The organism is Pseudoalteromonas caenipelagi (assembly GCF_013140855.1).
Taxonomy (GTDB): Bacteria; Pseudomonadota; Gammaproteobacteria; order Enterobacterales; family Alteromonadaceae; genus Pseudoalteromonas; species Pseudoalteromonas caenipelagi.
Map to the genome: position 1 here is coordinate 165,502 of NZ_JABBPG010000008.1, position 24,940 is coordinate 190,441.

At 41.3% G+C, this 24,940-nt stretch carries 21 protein-coding genes; 14 read left to right on the forward strand and 7 right to left on the reverse strand.

The window, feature by feature from the left end; translation table 11 throughout:
* Nucleotides 1-231: 231 nt before the first annotated feature.
* On the reverse strand, nt 232-771 hold the full coding sequence (locus HG263_RS17245; protein ID WP_216628491.1) for a hypothetical protein: 540 nt from the start codon (nt 769-771) through the stop codon (nt 232-234).
* Between the two features lie 81 nt (nt 772-852).
* Nucleotides 853-1,527 (reverse strand): ArsR/SmtB family transcription factor, encoded by a 675-nt coding sequence (locus HG263_RS17250; protein WP_171627339.1) that lies wholly within the window; start codon nt 1,525-1,527, stop codon nt 853-855.
* 86 nt (nt 1,528-1,613) lie between these two features.
* On the opposite strand from HG263_RS17250, the gene HG263_RS17255 reads away from it, so the two are divergent.
* The 3 genes from HG263_RS17255 to HG263_RS17265 are packed head-to-tail and all read left to right on the forward strand — an operon-like array spanning nt 1,614 to nt 2,911.
* Complete coding sequence (locus tag HG263_RS17255; RefSeq protein ID WP_171627340.1) at nt 1,614-1,970, forward strand: NIPSNAP family protein; 357 nt, start codon at nt 1,614-1,616, stop codon at nt 1,968-1,970.
* Entirely contained in the window at nt 1,951-2,286 is a 336-nt protein-coding gene (locus HG263_RS17260; RefSeq protein WP_171627341.1) for an antibiotic biosynthesis monooxygenase family protein, read from the forward strand. The genes HG263_RS17255 and HG263_RS17260 overlap by 20 nt, the downstream gene beginning before the upstream one ends.
* A complete protein-coding gene (locus tag HG263_RS17265) occupies nt 2,276-2,911 on the forward strand; it encodes a LysE family translocator (protein ID WP_171627342.1) in 636 nt (211 codons plus the stop codon). The genes HG263_RS17260 and HG263_RS17265 overlap by 11 nt, the downstream gene beginning before the upstream one ends.
* A gap of 66 nt (nt 2,912-2,977) precedes the next feature.
* Here HG263_RS17265 and HG263_RS17270 read toward each other — a convergent pair whose 3' ends face one another.
* Entirely contained in the window at nt 2,978-3,385 is a 408-nt protein-coding gene (locus HG263_RS17270; RefSeq protein WP_171627343.1) for a hypothetical protein, read from the reverse strand.
* A gap of 314 nt (nt 3,386-3,699) precedes the next feature.
* On the opposite strand from HG263_RS17270, the gene HG263_RS17275 reads away from it, so the two are divergent.
* From HG263_RS17275 to HG263_RS17285, 3 genes are all read left to right on the forward strand, one after another.
* Complete coding sequence (locus tag HG263_RS17275; protein WP_171627344.1) at nt 3,700-6,228, forward strand: putative bifunctional diguanylate cyclase/phosphodiesterase; 2,529 nt, start codon at nt 3,700-3,702, stop codon at nt 6,226-6,228.
* A gap of 255 nt (nt 6,229-6,483) precedes the next feature.
* Nucleotides 6,484-8,601 (forward strand): winged helix-turn-helix domain-containing protein, encoded by a 2,118-nt coding sequence (locus HG263_RS17280; protein WP_171627345.1) that lies wholly within the window; start codon nt 6,484-6,486, stop codon nt 8,599-8,601.
* 488 nt (nt 8,602-9,089) lie between these two features.
* Nucleotides 9,090-9,332: a hypothetical protein gene (locus HG263_RS17285; RefSeq protein ID WP_171627346.1), complete on the forward strand. Its 243-nt coding sequence runs from the start codon at nt 9,090-9,092 to the stop codon at nt 9,330-9,332.
* A gap of 450 nt (nt 9,333-9,782) precedes the next feature.
* Here HG263_RS17285 and HG263_RS17290 read toward each other — a convergent pair whose 3' ends face one another.
* Both HG263_RS17290 and HG263_RS22715 read right to left on the reverse strand, forming a co-directional pair.
* A complete protein-coding gene (locus HG263_RS17290; protein WP_171627347.1) occupies nt 9,783-10,424 on the reverse strand; it encodes a response regulator in 642 nt (213 codons plus the stop codon).
* Nucleotides 10,417-11,523, reverse strand: coding sequence for a histidine kinase (locus HG263_RS22715; protein ID WP_171627348.1), 1,107 nt, complete (start codon nt 11,521-11,523; stop codon nt 10,417-10,419). Before HG263_RS22715 ends, HG263_RS17290 begins: the two co-directional genes overlap by 8 nt.
* Before the next feature lie 167 nt (nt 11,524-11,690).
* On the opposite strand from HG263_RS22715, the gene HG263_RS17300 reads away from it, so the two are divergent.
* Nucleotides 11,691-12,431: a hypothetical protein gene (locus tag HG263_RS17300; RefSeq protein ID WP_171627349.1), complete on the forward strand. Its 741-nt coding sequence runs from the start codon at nt 11,691-11,693 to the stop codon at nt 12,429-12,431.
* Between the two features lie 54 nt (nt 12,432-12,485).
* Here HG263_RS17300 and hemH read toward each other — a convergent pair whose 3' ends face one another.
* Nucleotides 12,486-13,505: a ferrochelatase gene (gene hemH, locus HG263_RS17305; protein ID WP_171627350.1), complete on the reverse strand. Its 1,020-nt coding sequence runs from the start codon at nt 13,503-13,505 to the stop codon at nt 12,486-12,488.
* A gap of 350 nt (nt 13,506-13,855) precedes the next feature.
* Here hemH and HG263_RS17310 point away from each other — a divergent pair, with 350 nt between their 5' ends.
* The 4 genes from HG263_RS17310 (at nt 13,856) to HG263_RS17325 (ending at nt 20,649) form a co-directional block, all read left to right on the forward strand.
* On the forward strand, nt 13,856-15,406 hold the full coding sequence (locus HG263_RS17310; protein WP_171627351.1) for a methyl-accepting chemotaxis protein: 1,551 nt from the start codon (nt 13,856-13,858) through the stop codon (nt 15,404-15,406).
* 110 nt (nt 15,407-15,516) lie between these two features.
* Nucleotides 15,517-16,167 carry a TetR/AcrR family transcriptional regulator gene (locus HG263_RS17315; protein ID WP_171627352.1) on the forward strand — a complete coding sequence of 217 codons (651 nt, stop codon included), beginning with the start codon at nt 15,517-15,519 and terminating at the stop codon, nt 16,165-16,167.
* Between the two features lies 1 nt (nt 16,168).
* Complete coding sequence (locus HG263_RS17320; protein ID WP_171627353.1) at nt 16,169-17,506, forward strand: efflux RND transporter periplasmic adaptor subunit; 1,338 nt, start codon at nt 16,169-16,171, stop codon at nt 17,504-17,506.
* Nucleotides 17,503-20,649, forward strand: coding sequence for an efflux RND transporter permease subunit (locus HG263_RS17325; protein WP_171627354.1), 3,147 nt, complete (start codon nt 17,503-17,505; stop codon nt 20,647-20,649). The genes HG263_RS17320 and HG263_RS17325 overlap by 4 nt, the downstream gene beginning before the upstream one ends.
* Here the strand turns inward: HG263_RS17325 and nosR are convergent.
* The gene (gene nosR / locus HG263_RS17330; RefSeq protein ID WP_171627355.1) at nt 20,612-21,952 is read right to left on the reverse strand and encodes a response regulator c-di-GMP phosphodiesterase, NosR family; all 1,341 of its coding nucleotides are present in this window, start codon (nt 21,950-21,952) and stop codon (nt 20,612-20,614) included. The genes HG263_RS17325 and nosR overlap by 38 nt on opposite strands.
* 87 nt (nt 21,953-22,039) lie before the next feature.
* Here nosR and HG263_RS17335 point away from each other — a divergent pair, with 87 nt between their 5' ends.
* Genes HG263_RS17335 through HG263_RS17345 form a run of 3 tightly spaced genes read left to right on the forward strand, consistent with a single transcriptional unit; the run spans nt 22,040 to nt 24,675 of the window.
* Nucleotides 22,040-23,152, forward strand: a complete 1,113-nt coding sequence (locus tag HG263_RS17335) for an HDOD domain-containing protein (protein ID WP_171627356.1) — start codon at nt 22,040-22,042, stop codon at nt 23,150-23,152.
* A gap of 17 nt (nt 23,153-23,169) precedes the next feature.
* Complete coding sequence (locus HG263_RS17340; protein ID WP_171627357.1) at nt 23,170-23,715, forward strand: heme NO-binding domain-containing protein; 546 nt, start codon at nt 23,170-23,172, stop codon at nt 23,713-23,715.
* Nucleotides 23,716-24,675 carry a sensor histidine kinase gene (locus HG263_RS17345; RefSeq protein WP_171627358.1) on the forward strand — a complete coding sequence of 320 codons (960 nt, stop codon included), beginning with the start codon at nt 23,716-23,718 and terminating at the stop codon, nt 24,673-24,675. It begins immediately after the preceding gene.
* Nucleotides 24,676-24,940: the final 265 nt, after the last annotated feature.

The following is a 24,940-nucleotide window of genomic DNA, read 5'->3' on the forward strand; positions in this document are numbered from 1 at the left end:
CATTTCTTTGTCTGTTACAAATATCCATAAGGCCGTCAATAGCGCGAATGCGATTGTAAAGTGCGACACCAGCGGATTAACTTTTTGGCTCTTCATATACGAATTTTTACTTACTTTTTTTGTTCGCTTACACGTAATTATAACGAGTTATAGAGTATAGCGCGAGGTAAGATTAATACCGTGTCACACGCACTGCATTTGAGAAGTAAAATAATTTAACCTAAGTTGAAGCTATTTAACCTCGTATTTTTCATTGGCTTTGAAAGCTTCTGCTTCATATGGTGCGTCGGCGTAACCATATTTTGCCATGTCCACGAGGTGCTTTTTGGAATACTCTAGCAGTGAGCTTGCTTGTTCTATCTGTTTTACGTGAACGAGTTCGTGTGCCATTTTTGGTCTGTCTAATTCATAGCCTTTTCTAACGTAGATTGCATAACCGAAAACTTGCGCATTATTGGTGATCCCTTCACCAATAAAACCTATTTTTTCGCCCATTTGTTTAAGAGTTCGATTTTCGTATGGGTAGGGTACTTGCTCAACGTAAACTATTCGCACTTTTTCGGGATGTTCTACGCCAACATCTTTGGCTAACTTGAGATCTGCTTCATTTAAAGGTTTGCCCGTTTTTTGGCCTTGCTTATCAATTTCGATCGCCCAGTCAACATACTGCGGCAATACGCTAAGAAATTCGGTTACATCTGGTTGGGATGCAAATACGTTGGTTGTTGAGGTAAGCAAAAATGTCAGGGCAATTGATATTTTGTACATCATAGGAGCTTGTAATAGTTATTATAAAGAGTGCAGATTATATATAATTCGATATGAATTTATTCCTTATTTTGGTTTTACTTGTTAGAGGTGATACTTACTTTTAAACGCTTTTAAGCCATGAGAGGTAAATTCGATAGCGCGAGAGTCTAAGTGTTGATGTGCCCATTTACGTTCCAGTACATCAGATAATACCCATTTACCAAGGTAACCTGCTAAATGGCTGCGTCTTTCGCTCCAATCGAGGCATGCTTTACACAATGGTCGACGACTTTTTTTAGTTGTGGCTATATCAAAACCGAGTTCGCTAAAAAAGCCAAGGCCAAGTTGCGTTAAAGTCAGCGTATCTTGAGCTTCAACTATCCATCCATTGCTTTGTAACGTATCAAATAACTGAACGCCTAGTTCACCTGCTAGGTGATCGTAGCATATACGCGATCTTTTCAATCTTTCATCGGTGGGCCCTGTGGCAATACTTGTATGTGCCATCGACGCACTCATGTTTAGCATTTTCTCAATGAGTTCAGCAACTTGAATGTCTTTTAGTTGGAAGTATTTATGTCGACCTTGTTTGCGCACCGTGATTAGTTCGCTATCGACCAATTTCATCAAGTGACTGCTAGCAGTTTGCGGTGTGATATTTGCTTCGAGCGACAACTCTGTGGCGGTGAGTGCCTTACCGCTCATTAAAGCCGTAAGCATTTTAGAGCGAGCAACATCGCCAACAAGCGCGCCTAAGTAAGCAATATTTGGTTCCATACCTTTCCTTCATAGTTCGACTGCCACCGAAGCATCGAAATTTACCTCAAGTAGACTGCCAAAAAAACATTATGGAGACAACCACTATGAAAATAACCTGCTTTATTGAATATCAAATCGACCCACACAAAGTCCATTTATTTGAGCAATATGCTCAGAACTGGGGCAAAGTAATTCCGCAAAGTGGAGGAGAGTTACTGGGTTACTTTTTACCACATGAAGGTACCAATAACACAGCATACGGCTTAATCAGTTTTGAGTCTCTTGCGGATTACGAAGTATATCGACACACCTTGCGTCAATCACAGCTCGGTAGCCGCAACTTTAGTTTTGCACAAAGTGAACAGTTTATAGTAAGTGAAAAGCGCACATTTTTAAGGGCTGTTCCTGCCACTTATTTGCTACCAACAAAAGGAGAGGCAGTTGATAGTCGTCATATTTGAAGTAATCCCAAAAGCTGAAGGCCAACAAACGTATTTAGACATTGCTGCGAGATTAAAAAGTAAATTGCTTAAAGTAGAGGGGTTTATCAGCGTTGAGCGTTTTCAAAGCTTAGCCAATCCAAACAAACTCTTATCATTGTCATTTTGGGAAAATGAAGAGGCTGTTGTGAGGTGGAAAAGTGACTTTGAACATCAAGCTGCACAACAAAAAGGAAAGTACACGCTGTTTACAAACTACAGAATAAGCGTTGCACACGTTATGCGTGATTATAGTAGTCACGGTAAAGTGTTAGGCGAGGTAGGTGATGACGATTGAGTTTTACTTGGGCTATTGTGTGATTATTATGACTCTATTGTTGTCCCCAGGCCCCTCGGTACAGCTTTGCATCAACAACGGCTTACATTATACAAAGGAGAAAGCGGCGTTTGGGGTATTGGGTAATGTGCTGGCGTTTCAGTTATTGCTGATTATTAGCGCTACGGGATCGGGGGCTATATTACTCGCGTCTAGTACACTTTTAACTGCTTTGAAAGTAGTTGGTGCCATGTACCTGTGCTACTTAGGTGTAAAAAGTATTCGCTTACCCGTTACCAGCGTTGATATACCAAACGCACATACTCCTTTGAGTGCACAACGTGCATTTATCTTTAAGCAGGCATTTTGGGTGACATTGCTAAACCCAAAAGCACTGGTTTTTGTTTGTGCATTACAGCCTCAATTTATTGATAGCAGTAAAGCCGTTTTACCTCAGGTTACGATACTTTGCTTGACCAGTGCGGTGATTCATTTTGTGATTTACTTTGGTTATGTGGCCTTAGCCAACAGTGCAAGAGGTGCTTTGAGTAATGAATATGGCCGGAGTATGTATAACAAATTGAGCGGGTTAGTATTTATTGCTTTTGGTATGTTCCTATTCTTATCTATGCTCATTGAACGCTAAAAAACCACTTAGTGAACTAAGTCGCCGTTATTTTAAATCAATACTCAAAAATAACGGCGCGTATAGCTATGCACATCGAAAGTTTACCGTGACAGTGTAAGGAGCATCCATTGATTCTAGTGCGACTACACCAGCAATAGCTGCAACAGCCCCAGCATCATCAACGTGACCATCCCCTAGTATCCAAAGCCACGTACTTGCTTCCGTTACAAACTCAGCAGTTGAGCGACTATCCAGGTAATCTTTTTCTGATTTTTCCCCTTGATAATCAACGTTCTCGTTTATTACTACTAAACTGTTTTTGGTTTTGTCGCAAAAGTGTTCAGCTTGTCCAAGCGCTTCTTTCATACCTTGGTCTCTATCGACCGCTTTAATCACCACATAGTGTTTACCCTCTCCAGGCCTTACATCGTCATGGTGCGCACAGGCTGCTAATAGTACTGTGGTGGTCAGTGAAATAATTGTATTCTTCATTGTTTTGCCCTAAATATGATTTTGGTGGGCGTATTATTTGGAGTTTTTAGCTGAGGAGCCAGTAAGAAACTGTAAAAAGATGCTTGATTATTACACATTTTGTAAGGTGTTTTTGATAACTGAAAGCTCATTTTAAAGCGTAAAGCCTTTGTGCTTGAAATGGGTAATTCTAAAGAGGTTACAAGTGGTTATCGTTATTAATTTTTTTCAGTTACTCGCAACTTTGTTGATCCACGTATAAGTTGTATGTACTTTAATTAATTATTATTCGGCGTCGTCTTTTGCCTCAAAAATACTCGAAGGTACACAAACTTATGGATTTGTCTGTTAGCCGCTTTTACAGCCTACAAAGTAGTGAGGAGCGTTATCAATATACGCTCAAGACGCTTTATCACCGTTTAAAAGCAAGCCACTGTATCATAGGCAAGTTTATAAATGACGCAAAGCAAGTTAAAACACTGCAATATCTGCATGAGGATCAAATTAAAAGCAATTTTGTTTACGATTTAATTCACACCCCCTGTTTTGATGCAAAAGAGTTGGATAGTGTTTGTGCCTACGAAAGCAATTTACAAGTGCTTTACCCTCAAGATGACTTTTTAAGGTCATTCGATATTAATGCCTACTTAGGTGTAACTTTAAGAGCACCAGATCACAAGCCCGTTGGTATTTTGGTATGCATGTTCAATGAGCCAATGATATTGAGCGAACAGGATAAACTTTGGTTCTCTGAGATTGGCTGTATTGTTGCAACTGAGCTAAGTCACAACCTTGAAATGTCAGCCAAAGAATTGATTCTTAAACAACTTGCAAACGGTGAGCGAATTGCAAAGTTAAGTTCTTGGACTTGGTATATCACATCCAATGTACATTGGTTTAGCCAAGAGATGAGTAGCTTATTGAATTGCGAAAATAACGAAGTGTCATTGCAATACTTTTTGTCGCACCTTCGTTCAGACGATAGTAAAAAAGTTACCGAGCAGCTGGAACTTATCAAACAAGAAAAAATTGATAAATTTGATATGTTAGTTTGCCACAAGCAAATGACTACCACGCAAGGCTTGTTTCATATTGTTGGTGAGGTTGAGTTGAGTGACGAGCACATGCACGAGCGCATACTGCGCGCTACTGTCCAAGATATCACTTATACCTCTACGTTGAGTCGCCAAGTCGAGTTGACGAATGTGGTGTTTGAGAATGCGTCAGAGGCATTTATGATCACCGATCATCGCAATAAAATCATGATGGTAAATCGTGCATTTGAACAGCAAACGGGCTATAGCGCCGCAGAGCTTTATGGTGAAGACCCCGGTATTTTGTCTTCAGGTAAACAAACTAAGCAGTTTTATCAAAAAATGTGGCTGCAGCTAGAGAAAACCGGCATATGGAAAGGGGAGATTTATAATCGAAGGAAAAATGGTCAAGTATTTCCAGAAGAATTAACACTAAATGCGGTCAAAGGGAGTGACGGTAAAATAACCAACTATGTGGCTATCTTTCGAGATATAACTGACTGGAAGCGTAACGAAGCACAGCTTACCTTTTACGCTAATCACGAGGCATTGACTGGGCTTTTAAATCGCCGTAGTTTTATGTTGAGTATAGAAAAGCAACTGACTAAGTCGTATCGGCTTCATGATACGTCGCTGCTTTTTTTAGGCTTAGACCGATTTAAAGAAGTCAATGATATTTTTGGCCCAGAAATAGGCGACAAAGTGCTGATAGCTGTCGCTGACCGATTATTGAATACGCTTAAAAGAAAGGATATGGCGAGCCGTTATGGCGGTGATGAATTTGCTTTACTGGTTGCGCATCATACACTCTCCGAAGCAATGGATCATGCACAGAGGCTAAAGCAACTGCTTTGTGAGCCATATCATATTGGAGAGCTAACGATTGAACTGAGTGTGAGTATTGGGGTTGCATATCTTAAAGCTGCGGAACAGTTAAGTGCCTCGACTTTGGTAAAAAATGCGGCTCATGCATTGAGTAATGCCAAAAAGCAAGGACGATCACGTGTAGCGCTACATGATGAAGCGATTCAAAATGCCTACCTAAAAAAAATAAAACTCAGAGACAAACTTAAAGCCGCATTAAGAGCTGGTAGACTACAAGTACATTATCAACCTGTTGTATGCACTTGCACGGGTAAAATATCAAAGTTTGAAGCTTTGATACGTTGGTTTGATGATGAGTTTGGTGCTATTTCCCCCGCGTATTTTATTCCTATTGCTGAAGAGTTTGGCTTAATTCATTTAATTGGACAGTATGTGCTAGAAACCAGTTGCCGCGATCTTGCAATGCTTCATCAAGCTGGCTTTAAACATATTAGCTGTTCAATAAACCGTTCAATCAACGAATTTAAAACAAGTAACAACCAAGTTGAGCTTATTCCAGCAGAAATAGAACGCTTTGGCTTACCGTACGACGCAATTACGATTGAGGTGACAGAGTCGATGGCGGCGAACAAATACACTTGGCAGGTATTAGAAGCGCTTAGCGAATTAGGCGTACAAATAGCACTTGATGATTTTTGTACTGGCTATTCGTCATTGAGTAACCTGATTGAGAACCAAGTAGACTTTGTGAAAATAGACAAATCGTTTGTTGATAGTATGGGGGTTGATCACAACAAGCAAGTGATGGTGAAGTGTTTGATAGATCTGAGCTCTCAGTTAGGCATAAAGGTAATAGCCGAAGGCGTTGAGCAACCAGAGCAACAACAAATGCTTTCTGACTTTGGTTGTCATCTAATGCAAGGGTATATTTATAGCCCCGCAAGACCTATTTTAGAGTGTTTGGAAATGCTAAAACAACATGAGCACGTAACCGTGGAGGTTTAATAGACTTACTCGGATGAGCATGTTCTGAGACTTATGACCTGTTTATAACCAATTTCTTCAGTACCGAGGCGTGTAGGTACTCTATCTAGCGGTTTAAAGCGCAAATACGTGATGGTTAACTAGGACCTAAAGATTTGTAGATAAATCACGAACTTTATCAAAGTGTTATTTGTTTTTTATAGTGTGTAACGCTCACTTAATATAAGCTAGCTTTGGACGCTTATTAATTTACCGTTTTTGAAAAGAGAGAATAGTGTGCAGCAATATTGGGTTGGTGACTTTTTTGTTGATGTATCGAGAAATCAGATAACTAAAAGTGAACAAGTGCAAACCATTGCGCCTAAGGCACTCAGCGTACTGACTTACTTGGCCGAAAACCAAGGTAGAGTAGTAAGCCAAGATGAGCTTTTAGACGTAGTTTGGCAAGGCACTATCGTTTCTCCTAATACTTTACAGCGTAGTATTGCCCAGCTGAGAAAGGTATTGGGCGATGATGGCAAAGAGCAAGTTTATATAAAAACGCATGCTAAAAAAGGTTATAGCTTAGAGTGTGACGTGCAGTGGTCTGAGGGCAACATGCCAGTCAACTCAGTTAAAAATAGCTCCCCAGAAAATAACCTAACCTCCCCCCAAAACCATAATGCAAAAACTCCCAAAATCAGCTCTATAGCAGCCCTTAGCGGACTTTTTTTATTGATCATGATAGTTGTGGGATATCAATACTGGGCCGAGAGCCAAACACCCACCTTAACGGTTTCGCAAATTCGTGCGTTGACTGCAACCGATAATAAAGAAAGTGCAGGGATATACTCTCATGATGGGGAGTTTATTATTTTCCATCGTTTTTCTGAGCAAGCTTGCATTAATAATATTTGGGCGAAAAATATTAAAACCCAGCAAGAGTTTCAGCTAACCAAAGATTTGGGTGTTTATAGCAGCCATAGTTTATCTCACGATGGCAAAAAGCTAACGTTTATTTCAAAAGGTGACTGTGACGAACCTGTACTTCAGAAAAAGTGCTATAAGTTGGTGAGTTTAGATTTTAATCAAGCGCTTAAAGGGCCAATATCTCCCACCGTGCTGATGGAGTGTAAATCATCAGAAATTCGTAATCCAATCTGGCTATCACACGATAACATTGCATTAATGCAAAAAACTGCTGATAGTTGGAAAATCATCAACTATTCAGTGTCAAAAAATAGCAGTGACGTTATTTACGAGGTAGAAAATGGCAGTGTAACCGATTACGACTTTTCGGTGAAAAAAGGGCTTATTGCGTTGATGAGTGTCCATCAAGATGGTGAGTATTATCTTGAAATGTTAAAGCCCAATGGTGAAGTGATCTCAAGTAATCGCGTAAACTATCCAGATCAAATCGGTAAATTCAGATACATCTATCCCAACTTTTCATCGTTAGATGAACAGCTGATTTTTAGTACGGGTAAACGGCTTTTTACTATATCAACAGACGGAAAAATAGAGAGTATTAGTTTGCCACTGGATCAGCCCATTGGTTCACCAAAAGTACACCCTAACAGGGGCAAAATGCTGGCAATAAAGGGCTACTATGATAGTGATATCATCTCTGTGCCAGTCGCCGATTATGCCACGTTGAATCTAGATAGAGATTCGGTAAAAAATAGCGTACTGCACCGCTCGAATGTCTCCGAAGATAACGCCAAATTTCAGCCTGAAGGGAATGATATTGCATTTACCTCTAAGCGCTCAGGTGAGCAGCAGGTATGGATATCTGATGGACAGAGTGCGTGGCAGCTCAGTCAGTTTCCGATTGACACCTATATATTCTCTATAGAGTGGGCAAAAGATGGACAAAGTATTTTGGTGAATGCCGATAAAGAGCTGGTGCAGCTATTTTTAGATGGTACAGAACGTAAATTTGCGCTGCCGCACTCAGTTGATAAGCTTTTTCAGTGGGACAGTGAGCAACAAACCGCTTTGTCTTTAATATGGTCTAACGGCGCGTATAGGTTGGCTGAATTAAGTTTAGTGACACCTAGTAACAGTGTTGTTTACGACAAGTCAGCTGTATGGGCGCAAGAGTCGGCAAGCGGAGCACTGATTTACACCGATTTGTTAGGGCGATTTTGGCAACCCGGGCCTGCTGAAGATAAGCTGATAAGCGCACTTAACGGCCAGGGGAGCGAAAAGCGCTTTGTTATCCGTGGAGAAACCATTTTTGGTGTGAATGACAACTTACAACTGTGGTCATATACACTCGATAGCAATGAATATAACGTGCTAGGCGATGTACCAAGCAATATTGATTTTTTAACCGATAACAACGGTAGCGAGCTACTGATGAGTATTCAAATAGCATCAAAAAAAGAAGTGGTTGAGCTGACTTTTGAGTGATTACATGTTGTGTAACAACATCGTACTCAAATAGCAGCAAAGGATAACAGAACATGATATGCCGAGTTGCAGCGCGCCAAGATATTACACAAATGCAATGAATTCGCATGGCCGTGAAGGAAAATATGCTGACCAGCACTGCGATTACCTAGGAGCACTACATCCCTGAAATTGAACAAACAGGGAAAGGTTAGGTTGTTAAAATTGACGGTGAAATTTAGGGTTTGGTATTGCAAACAAACTTGTTCTATTTGGGTGTTGTTTGTTGAACCAAGTTATGAAGGAATGGTCTTTAGTAAAGTATTTATAAATCAAATGGTTATTTTGGCCTGGCAAAAATGGCTAACCAGCGTTCATCTAGGGGCTGACCCCGATACACGCGCTGAACAGCTTTATTTAAAGCAGCTTGACAGTGCAAAGGGCTGCAAAGCGATGGCGAGTTACTGTTTGAGTTGAATCGTGTGTAAAAAGCTACTCTGGTGGGGAAGATGGAACTACTGAATTATTTTATTTTGCAAGAACCTGAATACGTTCATGAATTGAGGATTTTATTGGAAAATCGAACCTCTAAAGTATACGCAGAATTGTTCTCAAACCTCTTTAATTTTTATGTTGACTTTGAGCATTCAACTTTAACCATTCAAGACGATTGTGGGCTTTTTGGAGATACAGTATCAGAGCAAGAAGCAACAATTAGCATTGATGTCGCTAAAGTTGCAATATTGTTATGATTTTCCATATTTTGGGCTTGTGCAAAAAATAATAATGAGAGGCAATAGCTGTTTCGGATGAAACAGGATCTAGCCCGATTAATATTGCAATAGCGTGGGATGGTACGTAGAAAGAAGATGCCAAAGAAATGGCAAAATATATGGTGGTAAAACTGATTTAGTGCCCAACAAAAGCGGTTTTGTGAAGACTTGCGATAAATGGCGTAGGTAAGCTATAAAGTGTAATAGAGCAAAGCGGACCGTCACTTAGAGTAGTCACTTTTAGATGAAGTTTTTGTTTCTATTTTTCAGCTTTCAATGAACTTCAAATGATAATTTTTGTGCCCGCTATTTTTTGACCACTTCGTTATAAGTTTTCCTCTACAGCACAGCAGCTACCTTACAGCTGATGAGCGTTGGTCAAGTCAAAACAGCGAGCTGTTGCGAGGCTGTACCCACGCCTAGGTTGCCTTAACTCAACAATCCCAATTCCAGCGTTTTTAGTATCGCTTGGGTTCTATCACGTACTTGCAGTTTGGCTAAAATATTAGATACATGGTTGCGCACGGTGCCTTCGGCTTTAAATATCTGTGCGGCGATTTCTTTATTCGACAAGCCCGATACCATCAATGCTAAGATTTGTTGCTCTTTTTCTGTGAGTGGTTCGTTAAGTTGCTGCTGCGGCTGGCGCTTAGCTTTTAAAAGTTGCTGTGTGAGTTCGTTTTGCAGCACAATTTCACCAGCATGAACGCGCTCAATTGCATCCACTAGCTCTTCTAGCGATACATCTTTGAGTAAAAAGCCGCTGGCGCCTGCTTCCATGCCGCCTAGCAAAAAGTCATTTTCGTTAAAAGTAGTTAAAATTAAAAACTTAAGTGCGCTTTGTTGCGCGATAGAGGCGTTGAGCACATCTAAACCGCTGCCATCGTTCATGCGCATATCGAGTAAAACAACATCGGCGTTAATCGTGTTATCAGTTAATTGCTCTAAAAAAGCATTGCCGCTGCTTGATTCACCCGTTACATCAATGGTGTTGGTGAGTTGTAAAAGCGACCGCATACCTTGTCTTATCAGAGGTTGGTCATCTACTAAGTGTATTTTTATTTTATTCATAAGGTACTCGTATGGTTAGGCTTAGTCCTTGTTTAGAGGTGTCGATATCAAGTTGGCCTTTAATCTGTGCGACTCGCTCTTGCATGCCAGTGAGCCCATTTCCAAGCACAACCTCCCCCTTTAATAAACCATTATCTTTGATAAATAACTCAAGGTTACCGTTTTGTTCTTGCAAAGTGATATCCATATCAGTTGCAGTCGGGGCGTGTTTGAGTGTATTGGTAATGGCTTCTTGAACACATTTTAATAGACATTGTGCGGTGCTAAGTTGCACATGCTTAACCTTTGGGCTGATCTTTAAATGCACTTTGACTCTAGGGGTCTGTTTGCTCAGCTGAGTTAAGCTCTGGACTAAATCAAAGCCGATGTCATTACGTTTGTCGCTCACAATGGCACGTGTTGTGGCGAGCGCTTGTTTGGCTTGTTCATAACATGCTTGTAATTGTGTCAGCTGCGTTGGCATACAGGTTCTTCTGGTGACATCTAAATTGATAATGAGAGATGTTAGTGAGTGTCCAACTTCATCATGTAAATCTCGAGCTATGCGCAGGCGCTCACTTTGTGCAGCAGCATTGCTTAATAGATGCTGGGTTGCTTCGAGCTTAGCGTTTGTTAGTGCTAATTCTTCTTTGGCGTTACGCTCACTGATCATGCGTTGCGTCATCACTAAAGCAAACAGGTGAAATGCCATAAACATGCCGGCACTGGCCCACTGCCAACCAGTTTGCCAATAAAAAGTGTGGACTATTAAAAAAAGCCCATGACTGGCAAAAATGTAAACGTAGCAAAATCGAATAGGTGCATAAAATGCGAGAATTGAGCAGTACATCACGCTGTAGATCAAAACAATGCTCAATGGCACTAAGAACATTAAATAGGCAATGGATGTAAAGAGTAAAAACAGCAAGTAATAGCGAGTTTTATAACCATAACGAGTGGACTCATTAATGACGAGTAACGTCAGTACCAAAACACAGCCATGTAGTAGGTATTCTGCTGGGCTAATCATATTTCTAGAAGCATCAAATATGCTTGGGATAGCCACTGCTGCCCAAGTTAACAGGACGGTAATTAATGAACTTATTGGATACTTAAACACGCGTCGTTGGCCTTTTTTGGCTTTATCTTAATGTGCTTGGGCGAAGCATGCTAGTCCTAAATATCGGTTCATGACATTTGTCACGATGATGATGTGACATCCGTGACTGTGTGAGAGTAAGCGTTTTGATTAACCTAGCTGTATGAACTTTAGTTGAGGACAAAGCAATGGAATACATTCATAAGTTTGCGGTTTACTTACATATTTGTTTAGGCAGTTTTGCGTTAGTACTGTTCTGGGTGCCAATTTTTGCAAGCAAAGGCAGTAAAACACATAATCGGTATGGGCAATATTACAACTGGTCGATGTATGGTACGTCTATTTTAGGGGTTATCGCATGTATCTTGGTCCTTGTCGACCCTGTAAGCGTTAAACCTAAAACGTTTGTAGATATGGCCGAACAAGCGCAGTACATCAGTAATACTCGTATCTTTTCGTTGTTTTTACTAATGCTGTCATTGCTCGTGTTGGTGTCGATTTATCATGGTGAGCAAGTCCTAAAAGCGAAAGCCAATAATGCACTGTTGCGCACGCCACTACACTTGGGGTTGTTCTGCATACTGGTGGTCACCGCTTTGATTTCCATGGCTTTGGGTATCATACATTCGCAAACGTTATTGATTGTATTTGCGGTTTTGTCATTGCTGGTAGTGAGTCGCTACATCCGTTACGTGTATAAAGCGAAAGTACAGCCAAGAGCTTGGGTTATTGAGCATTTAATTGCCATGCTAGGCTCTGGTATTGGTGTGTACACAGCATTTTCGGCATTTGGTGGGCGTCATATATTCAGCTATCTGTTGGGCGAGCAGGCGGCATTTTTGAGTTGGATAGTCCCTTCAGTAATAGGTACGGTTTCAATCAGTTGGTCAAGACGTTATTTTGAGAAAAAGTTTAAAGTTGCAAAATAAAAACGTTGGCACGGTGAGTACCTTGGTGGTGCATACCGTGCCTTTTTAGCATGATTACAGCAAAGGTTTTATCACGTCGTATAACGCGTCAATATGGTCATCTCTGTCGTTCAGTGCTGCGATATAGCGATATTTCTCGCCACCAGCGTGTTCAAAAATCTCGCGGTTTTCTTCTTCAAGTTCTTCTAAGGTCTCTAAACAGTCTGCGCTAAAAGCAGGGCTAACAATTGCCACATCTTTAATGCCTTGCTCAGGATAGCTTGAAAGCGTCGCGTCGGTGTATGGTTTTAACCATTCAGCCTTACCAAAGCGACTCTGAAAAGTAGTCTCAACCAAAGACTTATCAATACCGAGCTTTTCAACTACTAGGCGAGTTGTTTGCTGGCACAAGCAATGATAAGGGTCGCCGTGATCTAAAAACTGCTTAGGCATACCGTGGTATGAAAAAACCAGCTTTTGTGGCGTACCATTGGCTTGTAGGTCTTCGGCAATCGAGTTTGCAAGAGATTCTATATACAGTGGATTTTTGTGATAACCATTTATAAAGTGAAGTTCAGGTACCCAACGCCATTTTTTCAAAACGTTAGCAACTGCATCAAAGGTAGAGCCCGTCGTTGGGCTTGAATACTGCGGATACAGCGGTAATACAATTATACGAGTCAGGCCTTTATCACGCAGTGCTTCGAGGCCGGCTTCAATTGATGGATTGCCATAGCGCATCGCCATAACCACTTCGGTATTATCAAAACCTTGTTGTTTAATTAAAGCACCGAGCTTATCTGTTTGCTGCTGCGATATGTGTATCAAAGGTGAACCGTGCTCGGTCCAAATACTTTGATAAGCTTTGGCTGACTTTTTGGGTCTGACGCGCAAAATAATGCCGTGCAAAATCATCAACCAGATTAATCTTGGGATCTCAACAATTCTTGGATCTGATAAAAACTCTGCTAAGTAGGTTCTTAAAGCCTTTGGTGTGGGGGCATCAGGGCTGCCTAAGTTAGTAACTAAAATACCTGTTTTTTGATTAAAACGCCCATCATGAGGGTTATCGGTAATTGCTGAAAAACGTGACACACACGGCTCCTTTGAACATAAAGTTGTACTCAAACGACTCACTACCTTGCTAGGTCGCGATTCGTATTGCACCAATTCGGTTAATTTTACAAGATTATCAGTACGTTCGTAACTATTAACTCGATCTATATTTATTGCTCGCTATACTCCTCTTTAATGAATAAATTTATAAAACCACATGCGGGCTGTGCAAATAACGGACAATTGCGGGTGCGCTCGCAGATTTTTTCCACTTTATGCGATTTTCAACCGATTCTATTTGCAAGCCAATGGGTGTCACAGTACCTTTGGCCCCCATTTTATAAAGTCGTGCTGGAATAGCATAAATTTAAAGTACTTAAAGAGGGTGTATGCGACTCAATCAACCCATAACACAGCGTCAAAAGCAGTTTGCTAAAGATGTAAAATTGGTATCGATAACCGATCTACAAGGAAGAATTGTTGATTGCAACGATCACTTTGTTGCCATAAGTGGCTTCTCTCGAGAAGAACTTATTGGTCAGCCACATAATATTGTGCGTCACCCAGATATGCCACCCGAAGCCTTTGCAACCATGTGGGCACAGCTAAAATCAGGTCAGCCTTGGATGGGGATAGTTAAAAATCGCTGTAAAAATGGTGACTTTTATTGGGTAGATGCTTATGTCACGCCGGTGACGGAAAACGGCAAGGTGATTGGTTATGAGTCAGTTCGTCGTTGCCCTGATCAAGAGACTGTTGCCAGAGCACAGGCTCTGTATAGTAACTTAATTAATAACAAAAATACGCAGTTTAAATGGCCTAAACTCAGGGTGCTGTGGCCAATATTGATGGTCATTGTGGGGGCTGTATTGTGGCTCTGTGGCGCTGAAAATGCTGCGTTTTTTTGGGTGCTGCTTAATAGTCTGAGTATTTGTGGCTATAACCTTTGGCGAGATAGTGAGCAGCTAAAACGGCTAGAGCAAAGCTTAGAGCACAGCTTTTGCGATGAAGTAGCGAAGCAAGTCTACTCAACTTGGGATGGCAAAATGGCGAGCATTCATGTTCGAATGCTAAGTGAGCAAGCACATTTAGATACTGTGATCACGCGTATTGAGCATTCAGCTAAAGAGGTCACATCAGGTGCTCGCCAAGCACTTGAACGAGCGGGTGATAGCTACAAGCAGTTGCAAAAACAACAGCTTGAAACTGAGCAAGTGGCTACCGCTATGAACGAAATGAGCACCACAATTAATGATGTGTCGGGCAATGTACAAGTAAGTGCAGAGCATGCACAAAGCGCGTTGTTGATGGCGGATGAAAATACGCGTATTGCCGAATTAACCAAGCATGCTATTGAAGCACTGGGTGAAACGGTGTCACAAATTCGCGATTCGGTGTTAGGTGTATCAAAACAAACCACACGTATTGCAGATGCGGCGCAAATTATTGAGCAGATCGCAGAGCAAACCAATTTACTTGCTTTAAATGCGGCAATTGAGGCAGCAAGAGCGGGTGAGCAAGGCAGAGGCTTTGCAGTTGTTGCAGATGAGGTGCGTCATTTAGCACAGCGTACTCAGCAGTCCACCAAAGAAATACATACGATTATTAGTGAACTCAGTGATAGCACGCAACATGCGGTGACTATTGCCCAACAGGGTGAACAAGAGTCGGTATCGGGTATTGAGCAATTAGCCCAAAGTACCGATATGCTTATGCAAATTCAGCAAGCAGTGCGCCAAATTCATGATATGTCGATGCAAATTGCAACCTCGGTAGAAGAACAAGCGGCTGTGTCTGATGATATTAATCAGCAAATTGTCAATATTGCCGGTCTTGCGAGTGACAGCTTAGACAGTGCCGATACCGTTAAGCAAGTGAGTGCCCAATTGACCGATGTTGCCAGTGATATGTACGAATTGGTTGTTCGCTTTAGACGTTAACTATTTTAATGATTAATCAAAACCTGCTTTTTGATTAATTATTTGCCTCGCTTATCAAGATTGAGTCGCTATTATTTAACCAAGTGATTAAATAATAGCGACCAGATAGTATGGCTAGCCCTTCCACTAAAAAACTTGGCAGACCAATTAAGCATAACGAGCAAGCTCGTGATGCGCTTATTCAAGCCGCTCGGCACAAATTCACCAAAAAGCCTTACGATAAAGTCAGTATTCGAGAACTTAGCGATGCCGCTGGGGTTAATTCTGCATTGATCAAATATTACTTTGGTAACAAACAAGGATTATACAAGGCCATGATTTTGGAGGTGACCGGTCAGGTGATGAGCAATATAAAAACGCACTTAACGGGTAACGACTTTACTTCTATTAGCGATGTTTTTCGCAGTTTTACCAAAGTGATGGCCTGCTCGCCTGAATTTCCCTTATTGATGTTAAAAGAAGTGATTTTAAACCAGGGCGTATGTAGAGAGTTTTTCTTAGAGCAAATCGGTAGCACACATCTGAAGGTGATCGACGCAGTATATTCATACTTTGCAAGCAAAGGTTTGGTCAAAGAAGGCGTTGATCCGGTGTTGTTTCGAATTTCACTTATGGGGCTAATGATTTACCCATGGTACATGAGAGAGCTTATGTTAAAGATGGAAGGGATTGAATATGACGAGTCTTTTTTAGAATCTTTAATACAGCATAACACGATGCTGATGACATCAGGGTTGTTTAATATGGATGAGAGGCACTGATATGGCTTTGTTCAAATTAAAGCAAAAGTATTGGTTGCTTTTGTTGCCACTATTCGGCGTGATAATTTTAATGACTTTTGTAAAACTAAAATCAGCGCCAAAGCAAATTGGTAATGCACTCAATATTCCCAATGTTGTGGTCTCTGAAGTCGCTCAGCGCAAGTTGCAGCATAGTATTACGGGCTATGGACGTGCACAGGCTAAGCAAATTTGGCACGCTGTCTCGCAAGTATCAGGACGTGTGATTTATAAACACCCAGACTTAGAAGTAGGCGCGATATTGGGCGCGGGAACGGTGTTGTTAAAAATTGACCCAGTCGATTATGAGTTAAAGCTTGCGCAAGCAAAGTATGATTTAAACGCCGCCCAAGAACGCCTTGATATGATAGCGTTCAATAAGCAAAAGCTTAGCCAGTCTTTGACATTAGAATCTGAACGTTTGGCCATTTTACGCCAAGAGCTGACAAGACTTACAGGGCTGTTAAAGCGTGGCTCGGTATCTCAATCTGCGGTTGAACAACAGCAAAGTCAGTTGTTTTCACAGCAGCAAAAAGTGCTTGAATTACAAACTAATTTAAATTTGATCCCGTCCGATTTAGCACTTGCCAAAGCAAGTGTGTCGGCACACCGCGCACGTATGCAAGAAGCGCAAAATTTACTGGAAAAAACCGTATTCACCTTGCCTAAAGATAGTAAAATTACACAGGTTAATGTTGAACTGCAGCAAGTTGTGAACGCACGAGATACCTTGTTAGAGGCGCGCCACTTAGGAGTGATGAAGGTAAATGCACAGTTTAACATGTCGCAGGCACGCAAAATGTTGAGCCAGGTGTGGCTTGAGCAAAATAAAGGCAGCCAAACGCGGGATTTTCCTAATGTTGCTACCTTACCGCTGCAAGCAACCTTAAACTACTATTCAAGTGGTAACGCTTCTGAGGCGTCTTTACAGTGGCCAGCAAAAGTAACACGGATAATACAAAGCACCGAGCATAGCAATAGTTTGCAAGTTATCTTGGAAACAGATAATCAATGGCTTAATTTCGATCCTATCAACCGCCCACCGCTGCTTGATAACATGTTTCTTGAAGTACAGATGTCAAGCCCCGTCGAGTCGTATTTGAGTGTGCCTTTATCGGCAGTACATAACAATTATGTGTTTGTTGTAGAAGATAAAAAACTGGTTAAAAAGTCTGTAAAAGTGCTTTTTGAAACTACCCAGTTTGCGGCGCTCGATAACCAGCTACCAGATACAGTTCGTTTGGGCGATAAGGTGTTGTTGACGCAGTTGCTACCAACGTTAGATGGTATGCAAGTGAACGTTGCTGAGGTGTTACCATGATTGCGTTTTTTGCTCGTCATCCTACCGCTGCAAACTTATTGATGCTGATCATTTGTATTGCCGGTTTAAGCTCATTGCCGCAGTTAAAACGTGAAACGTTTCCTGAGTTTAGTAGCGACAAGGTATTAGTAAGTGTTATCTATCCGGGAGCTAGTTCTACTGAGGTTGAGCAAGCTTTATGTATTGTGATGGAAGAGGCGGTGGACGGCTTAGATGGCATAAAAACACTTAGTTGTGAATCAAGAGAGGGGATAGCCAATCTTACGGTGGAAGCGCAGCATGGTGTTAATGTTGCGATGTTACTGAGTGACGTAAAAACCCAAATTGATGCCATCGATAATTTCCCAAAGCAAATTGAGTCGCCTATTGTGCGAGAGCTGGGGCGCGATCAACACCTGATTTCATTAGCAATATCTGCTGATTTACCGGTTTATCAGTTGAAGTTATATGCGCAGCAGTTAAAAGACAAACTCAAGCGTCAGCCGGGCGTTGATATAGTTGATATTCAGGGCTTTTCAGATCAGCAAATCAAGATAGATTTATCGCTGTTTAAACTGCGAGAATATGGCCTTTCAGCAACGGATGTAGTGGCGTTATTACAGCGGCAAAATGTAAAGTTGCCTGCTGGTGAAATGAGTAACGATGGTAAAACCATGTTAGTGAGCTTTGATCAGCAAAAAGTGACAGCTCAAAGCTTACAGTCTTTAGTAATTAAAAGCTTAAAAAATGGCGAGCAAATTTACCTTAGGGATGTTGCGCAATTATCCGAGGGTTTTGAACTTGATGAGGAGCAAGTGCTATTTGATGGTAAGCGTGTTGCTTTGCTGGATATCAAAAAAACTAAAAGCCAAGATGCCATTACCTTGGTTGAAGTGGTTAGCCAATTTGTCGAACAGCAAAAACAGCAAGTGCCAAAAGGCGTGACGTTAACGCTCACGCAAAATACCGCACATATTATCGAAGACAGGCTAGCCATGTTGCTTAATAACGGTTGGCAAGGTTTTGCTTTGGTGCTGTTGGTGATGTATTTGTTCTTCTCTTTTCGTTACTCCTTTTGGGTGTCAATGGGCTTGCCTGTCTCGTTTTTAGGTGCGTTTGCGCTGATGATGCTGATGGGAGTGAGCATCAATATGATTTCTATGGTTGCGCTATTAATGTCAATTGGCATCTTGATGGATGATGCCATTGTGATTGCTGAGAGCATAGCGGCAAAAGTAGAGCAAGGGGATGATTTAGACGCCGACGCAATCAAAGGCGTATTACAAGTTGGCGCAGGGGTTTTTTCATCTTTTTTAACAACCATCGTAGTGTTTATTGGTCTGGCGTTTATCAGTGGTGATATAGGGAAAGTTCTAAAAGATATCCCTTTGGTGTTGATTGCGACGATATTTGTTAGTGTGATCGAAGCATTTTTTATTTTGCCAAATCACCTCATCCATTCTTTACACAAGGGCAAAGGTAATAGCCAAAAAGCACCGCATCGTTTATTGGCTTTTATTTGGAAAGTAAAAACGCGTTTTACTACTTCATTTGAACATTTTAGACAGACAACCCTTGTGAATGCAGTACACTGGTGTGTACAGAATCGTTATCAGTTTATCGGCGCTACTGTGATGCTGTTTTTAGTGTCTATCTCTTTAATTGCGGGTGGTATTGTTAAGTTTAAAGCGTTTCCGCAGTTAGAAGGTGATACTTTAGAGATGCGCTTACTCATGCCACCAAGTACGCCACTTGAGCAAACGATGCGTGTAGTTGACAAATATGTTGATGCCCTAGGGCGGGTAAATACGCGCCTGTCTGAACAAGAAGGAGAAGGTCGCGAGTTAGTTGAACATATTACTGTGCAATACAACCGTAATTCAGATGCATTTGAACAAGGGGAGCATTTGGCGACCGTCAGAGTAGACTTGTTAACGGCGCAACAGCGCAATACGCGTTTAGCCGAGCTAATTAAGATCTGGCGCAACGAAGCGGGAGCAATCGCTGGGGTTCAAGCGATTTCGTTTAAAGAGCCAGTACTTGGTCCGGCAGGTCGAGCAATTGAAATTCGTCTACATGGTGAGCAGTTAGACACCTTAATGCGTTCTTCAGCCAAATTAAAGCGTGATCTGGCGAACTATGCTGGAGTATCTAACGTTATGGATGATTTGCGTCATGGAAAACTGCGTTGGCAAATTAAGTTGCAGCCCGGTAGTTTGGCACAAGGTATTGATGGCCAATCAGTAGCAAATCAGCTTCGCAGCGCCTTATTTGGGCAAGTCGCAGATGAAGTACAGCGTGACAATAGTAGTATAGAGTTGTATGTACGCCTGCAAGAAAAAGATAAGAGCAGTATAAAAAGCCTACTTAACTTCCCAATCACGTTAAACTCAGGGACTCAAGTGCCGCTGGCGAGTATAGCTCAACTCACATTAGAACAAGATGTGACGCGGATAAATCGAGTTGATGGGCAGCGCACGGTGACCATTACAGCAGATGTTGATTCATTGCTGACTAATACCAATGAAGTGATGGCACAACTGCAAAAGCGCAGCATAGCGCCATTACTCGAAGCTGAGCAAAGTTTAAGCGTAAGTTATGAAGGCGAAATAAAAACCGGTTCACAAACAGGTAAGTCAATGGCAGGTAAGTTTGTGTTAGGGCTTATTGGTGTGTTTATTATTTTGAGCTTTCAATTTCGTAGCTACTTTGAACCTGTGATGGTGATGCTGGCGATACCACTTGCCCTAATTGGGGTCGTTTGGGGGCATTTTTTGTTGGGTTATGATCTGTCGATGCCCAGCATGATAGGGTTTATCTCGCTTGCGGGTATCGTAGTAAACGATTCTATTTTGCTAGTGGCATTCATTAAGGATCATCAAAGTGATGGTATCGGCTTAGAGCAAGCCGCTGTTTTGGCCGCAAAAGCTCGATTTAGGGCCATTTTTATCACGTCGGCAACCACCATTGCGGGTACTTTACCTTTACTGCTAGAAACCAGTTTGCAAGCGCAAGTGGTACAGCCACTCGTGGTGAGTATGGTATTTGGGATGGCGTTGTCTACCTTATTAATCGTGTTTGTATTACCCGCAATTTATGTACTGTTAGAAGATTTTAACTTAACGGCTAAGCACCATTTACAGCATGGTTCACCATCAGTCTAAATGGAGTCGGTTTTTGTTGCTCTAGTTGTTTGAGTTTAGCTATCGATGTGGCAGTAAATACATGGCCTTTAGGCAGGAGCATAATGCCTTGATGATTGTGCACTGCCAAACCTAAGGTCATGCCAGGTTGGAGTTGTTCGCTGGTGATAATTTGCATTGAACCCGCTTTATCTTGTTTCTTATGTAACTGACTTGCGCATTTCTCGAGGGCATTAACAACTTTAGGGTGGTACAGGTGTTCACTAAAAGCTTTGATGTGTGATAGCGCATCAAGTTGCCTTTCTTCTTCACTCTTTTGATTGTTGGTGAAATACTGCCAATAGTCTCGGGCAACTGTTAATATTTGCGCACAAATCGGTATTTGGTCCTTTTTAAGTCCTTTAGGTATGCCTTCACCATTATATTTTTCAAACTGGTGGTAAATTGCTTCGGTGACATCGTTCAGGTGTTGCGCAGGCATGAGCATAAGCTGTGCAGTTGCTGGGTGCGTGTAGAATAACTTTTTTTGCTGATCTGTCAGTTGATTTGTAGGCACTTTATAAAGCGCAGGGTCCATTGCAAGCAAGCCTACTTGCGCTAAAAAGCCCGCCATGCCAGCGGTCTGCACAATGGTATTAGGTAGCTGTAACTGCTTAGCCACTAATCGACATGTCCTACCTATGTTACTTGCTAGTTTGCCGTCAATATATGGGTTGGCGTTGATAAAGTTGTAAAGTAGCTCAACCGTTGCCTTATGCTCACTTTGTTCATGCTTATGGGAAACTTCAAGCTGCTTTAGTACTTGGCGAATTTGTTTGGTCCGTTTTTCAACGAGCTGCTCTAGTGAATGGTTGAGATCGTGTAATTGTTTATTTTGTTCAATGATATGCGCTTGTAATTGCTCGTTATGTTTCTTGAGCCGATACTTTTCTGCCGCTTGAGCTATCACATGTACTAGATGGTCATTTTCCCAGGGCTTATTTAAGTAGGCGTGGATCTTGGCCTGATTGATGGCACCGATGGTGTTGTCAATGTCGGCATACCCTGTGAGTAAAATACGTTGAGTGTCTGGGTTTAACTCTTTAACTTTACTAAGAAATTCAATGCCATCCATTTTTGGCATCCGCATATCGCTAATGACAACTTCAAACGCATTGTTTGTTAGTTCGTTAAGTGCTTCTTCGGCGCATGTAAATGTCACTACTTCCATTTTGTTATGATTTAGAAGGCGGGATAGAGAGCGTAATACACTCACTTCATCGTCAACACAAAGCACTTTGGCTGGTTGCTGAGATCGTTCCTTGAGAGTTTCTATATCTTGCATAAAAAACAGTGCATTACAAAAATGTGTATGTGAATAAATTTAGACTAAGCTGTCTATATATACAACTTTGTTAGATGGTTGAAGTGGATGGGTGAACAGGTACTCAACATACTCTTGGTAGACGATGATGAACTGCTGCTAAAAGCATTATCACGTTCATTGAGCCGGCTTTACGAGAATACCGTTATTGTTTGTCTTGAAACCCCTGAGGATTTTGAAAGCTGTATTGTAGATCAAGGAGAACCAGATATTCTTTTGTGTGAAGAGCACCTACATGGTTCTTTTGGGCATGATGTTTTAATTGCCGCTCGGATGCTCTGTCCACGTGCAATTAGGTGTTTATTTAGCGATAACTTGCAGCAAGAATGCAAATGGCAGATTGATAACACTATTCACTTTCACCTAGCTAAACCTTACACACCTGCACATTTATCTAAAGTGGTTGATAGCGCATTAACTTTAAAAAGCCTACCAATAAATGACGCAATTCGAGTTAAATTGGGGCAACTTTCAGGTTTGCCTTGTTTGAATTCAAATGTATCTGAGCTACTAGAGTTACTCAATGAAGGCTCTGCAAATGTCAATGAGCTGGCTGAACTGGTTAACCATGACCCAATATTGGTCAGTAAGCTTTTACAAATTGCTAATTCAGCATTTATGGGCTTTCAAAGCACTACTCAAGATGTAAAAGAAGCTATCACCCGTATTGGGCTGACTGCTTTCACCGCCGTGGTGACTTGTTATGAAATCTCAAACGTGTTCATCAATCAGCTAAGGCAATCAGAAATAGAATTGATTATGGACACTGCTTTTTCTAAGGCGGTTATGGGGCAGTCGCTTAGCCGTTGTTTAGGGCAAGACTTGCAAGAGCAGCAAAAAGTATTTGCATGTTGTTTGTTAAGTGCCATCGGCGTACTCACAAAAGAGAGTGTACTTAACGATGAGCGATTATGCACAAAGGTGTCTTGTTACGATATCGGTGCCTACCTTTTGGCGTTATGGGGGTACGATCAAGAGCTTGTTAGAGCCCAGTTAGTTGAACAGATCCCTATCGAGCCCGTAATTTCTGTTGTTGTAATGCATGCCCTAGTGGAACAGCTAACCCTAAATAAGGCGTTTAATATTTCTGCGCAGTTGACTTCAATATTATATACATGCGGCGAATTTAATAACGTAAAACAGTGGTATAACAACTTTTAGTGCAAAAGTGAGAAACTATGAAAGGTGTTGTTTTTAGAGGGCTCGAAGAGTTAGTTATAAAGAATCAGGGAATGTCAGCATGGGAAGCATTGTTGGACAAACATGCACCTCAGAATCGCGTATATGTAAGTGCGCAAAGCTATCCTGATGAAGAGCTGTTTGCGTTAGCCAACGAGGTAGCTGAAATTTTAGATAAACCACTAACGGATGTACTGCGCCTATTCGGTGAGTACTTATTTGGCTATTTGACCGAAAGACATCAGGGCATTTTACAACAGTTTAGCGACTTTCAGTCGCTTATACTTGGCATCGACTCTGTGATACATACAGAAGTGGCTAAACTCTATCATGAGCCAAATTTACCGACTATAAATAGTCAGCAACTTGAAGATGGACGTATTTTACTGCGCTACAGTTCTCGCAGAAAGCTATGTTTTTGCGCTGAAGGATTAATTTATGGTGCAGGGGCTCATTATGGGGTGAAAACTAAAATTGAGCACATGCAATGCATGCACGATGGTTACGAACAATGCCACTTGTTGCTCACATTTGGAGGGAATTAAATGTCCGAAACACCTGAAGACTATTACCAAGCGTTTGTGCGTGAAAAGCAAGCACGCGATGAATTAGAGCTTTTGTTAGAAGAAAAAACAAGGGCGCTGTATGAATCCAATCAGGCGCTGGAGGAAAAAGTCCTACAATTACAAACCCAGCAAGCGGTGTTAATGCAGGCTGAAAAAATGGCAACGTTAGGCACTTTGTCCGCAGGGGTTGCGCATGAAATTAACAACCCGCTCGCTTATGCGATGAGTAATTTAGAAAGCCTTAACTATGTAAAACCTGTATTCAATGAACTACTGTGTATTAGCAACGATTATATAGCGGGTAAAATCACCAGTGAAGATGCCTTAACTGCACTGAAGAGGTTAAACAAACAACAGAGTTTTGATTTTTTAATAACTGATATAGATGAACTTTTGGAAGATGCTCAAGAGGGTCTAAGAAGAATTGGTGCGATTGTAAAAAACCTATTGAGTTTTGCTCGACCAAAAAACAATTTATTGGCCATGAGTGATATTTCGAACTCCTTGGACAGCGCTCTAAAACTACTGCATAACCAATTAAAAAACGTCCACTTAATTTGTCATATCCAACCTATTCCTTTGAGCTACTGTAATTTAGCTGCCTTAAACCAAGTTATTGTGAATTTATTGCTGAATGCGAAGCAAGCCTGTGACGAGCAACATCGAAAGGCTGAAATTATTGTAGAGCTTTTTAGTAAGCAAAAGTTTATCTACTTAAGCGTCTCAGATAACGGGTGTGGAATGAGTGAAGAGACAAAAAAGCATATATTTGACCCCTTTTATACGACGAAACCTGTGGGGCAAGGCACTGGCATGGGGATGTCGATTGTGTATTCAATTATACAAGAGCACCAAGGGCAGATTTTAATTGAAAGCTCGCTTGGTGTTGGCAGTAAAATAACCTGTGAACTACCGATTTTAAGCATGCCTGATTTATAACCTTTATCTACATTTTCTATTCACAATACACACCTTAATGTTATGTCGGTTGTAACAGGCTGTCGCCTGTTCTATACCCAAATTTACCTAGCTTTGCATTTTTAATAATCAAAAAGTATATAAAAACACTTTTCACATCACGTTAACGTTAACGTAAAGGGGTGGGGGCATATAATTATTTATAGCAAAAAGTATTGTCTTATTCTTTTTGGGTATAACTGAAATTCACTGATTTTCGATTAGTTTTTTTACTGTTAGCCAAAAA

What these genes read in the sequence shown, in the direction of transcription:
- HG263_RS17245 (WP_216628491.1), bottom strand. Translation starts at nt 771, where the DNA reads ATGATGTACAAAATATCAATTGCCCTGACATTTTTGCTTACCTCAACA.
- HG263_RS17250 (WP_171627339.1), bottom strand. Translation starts at nt 1,527, where the DNA reads ATGGAACCAAATATTGCTTACTTAGGCGCGCTTGTTGGCGATGTTGCT.
- HG263_RS17255 (WP_171627340.1), top strand. Translation starts at nt 1,614, where the DNA reads ATGAAAATAACCTGCTTTATTGAATATCAAATCGACCCACACAAAGTC.
- HG263_RS17265 (WP_171627342.1), top strand. Translation starts at nt 2,276, where the DNA reads ATGACGATTGAGTTTTACTTGGGCTATTGTGTGATTATTATGACTCTA.
- HG263_RS17270 (WP_171627343.1), bottom strand. Translation starts at nt 3,385, where the DNA reads ATGAAGAATACAATTATTTCACTGACCACCACAGTACTATTAGCAGCC.
- HG263_RS17275 (WP_171627344.1), top strand. Translation starts at nt 3,700, where the DNA reads ATGGATTTGTCTGTTAGCCGCTTTTACAGCCTACAAAGTAGTGAGGAG.
- HG263_RS17285 (WP_171627346.1), top strand. Translation starts at nt 9,090, where the DNA reads ATGGAACTACTGAATTATTTTATTTTGCAAGAACCTGAATACGTTCAT.
- HG263_RS17290 (WP_171627347.1), bottom strand. Translation starts at nt 10,424, where the DNA reads ATGAATAAAATAAAAATACACTTAGTAGATGACCAACCTCTGATAAGA.
- HG263_RS17300 (WP_171627349.1), top strand. Translation starts at nt 11,691, where the DNA reads ATGGAATACATTCATAAGTTTGCGGTTTACTTACATATTTGTTTAGGC.
- HG263_RS17310 (WP_171627351.1), top strand. Translation starts at nt 13,856, where the DNA reads ATGCGACTCAATCAACCCATAACACAGCGTCAAAAGCAGTTTGCTAAA.
- HG263_RS17315 (WP_171627352.1), top strand. Translation starts at nt 15,517, where the DNA reads ATGGCTAGCCCTTCCACTAAAAAACTTGGCAGACCAATTAAGCATAAC.
- HG263_RS17320 (WP_171627353.1), top strand. Translation starts at nt 16,169, where the DNA reads ATGGCTTTGTTCAAATTAAAGCAAAAGTATTGGTTGCTTTTGTTGCCA.
- HG263_RS17325 (WP_171627354.1), top strand. Translation starts at nt 17,503, where the DNA reads ATGATTGCGTTTTTTGCTCGTCATCCTACCGCTGCAAACTTATTGATG.
- nosR (WP_171627355.1), bottom strand. Translation starts at nt 21,952, where the DNA reads ATGCAAGATATAGAAACTCTCAAGGAACGATCTCAGCAACCAGCCAAA.
- HG263_RS17335 (WP_171627356.1), top strand. Translation starts at nt 22,040, where the DNA reads ATGGGTGAACAGGTACTCAACATACTCTTGGTAGACGATGATGAACTG.
- HG263_RS17340 (WP_171627357.1), top strand. Translation starts at nt 23,170, where the DNA reads ATGAAAGGTGTTGTTTTTAGAGGGCTCGAAGAGTTAGTTATAAAGAAT.
- HG263_RS17345 (WP_171627358.1), top strand. Translation starts at nt 23,716, where the DNA reads ATGTCCGAAACACCTGAAGACTATTACCAAGCGTTTGTGCGTGAAAAG.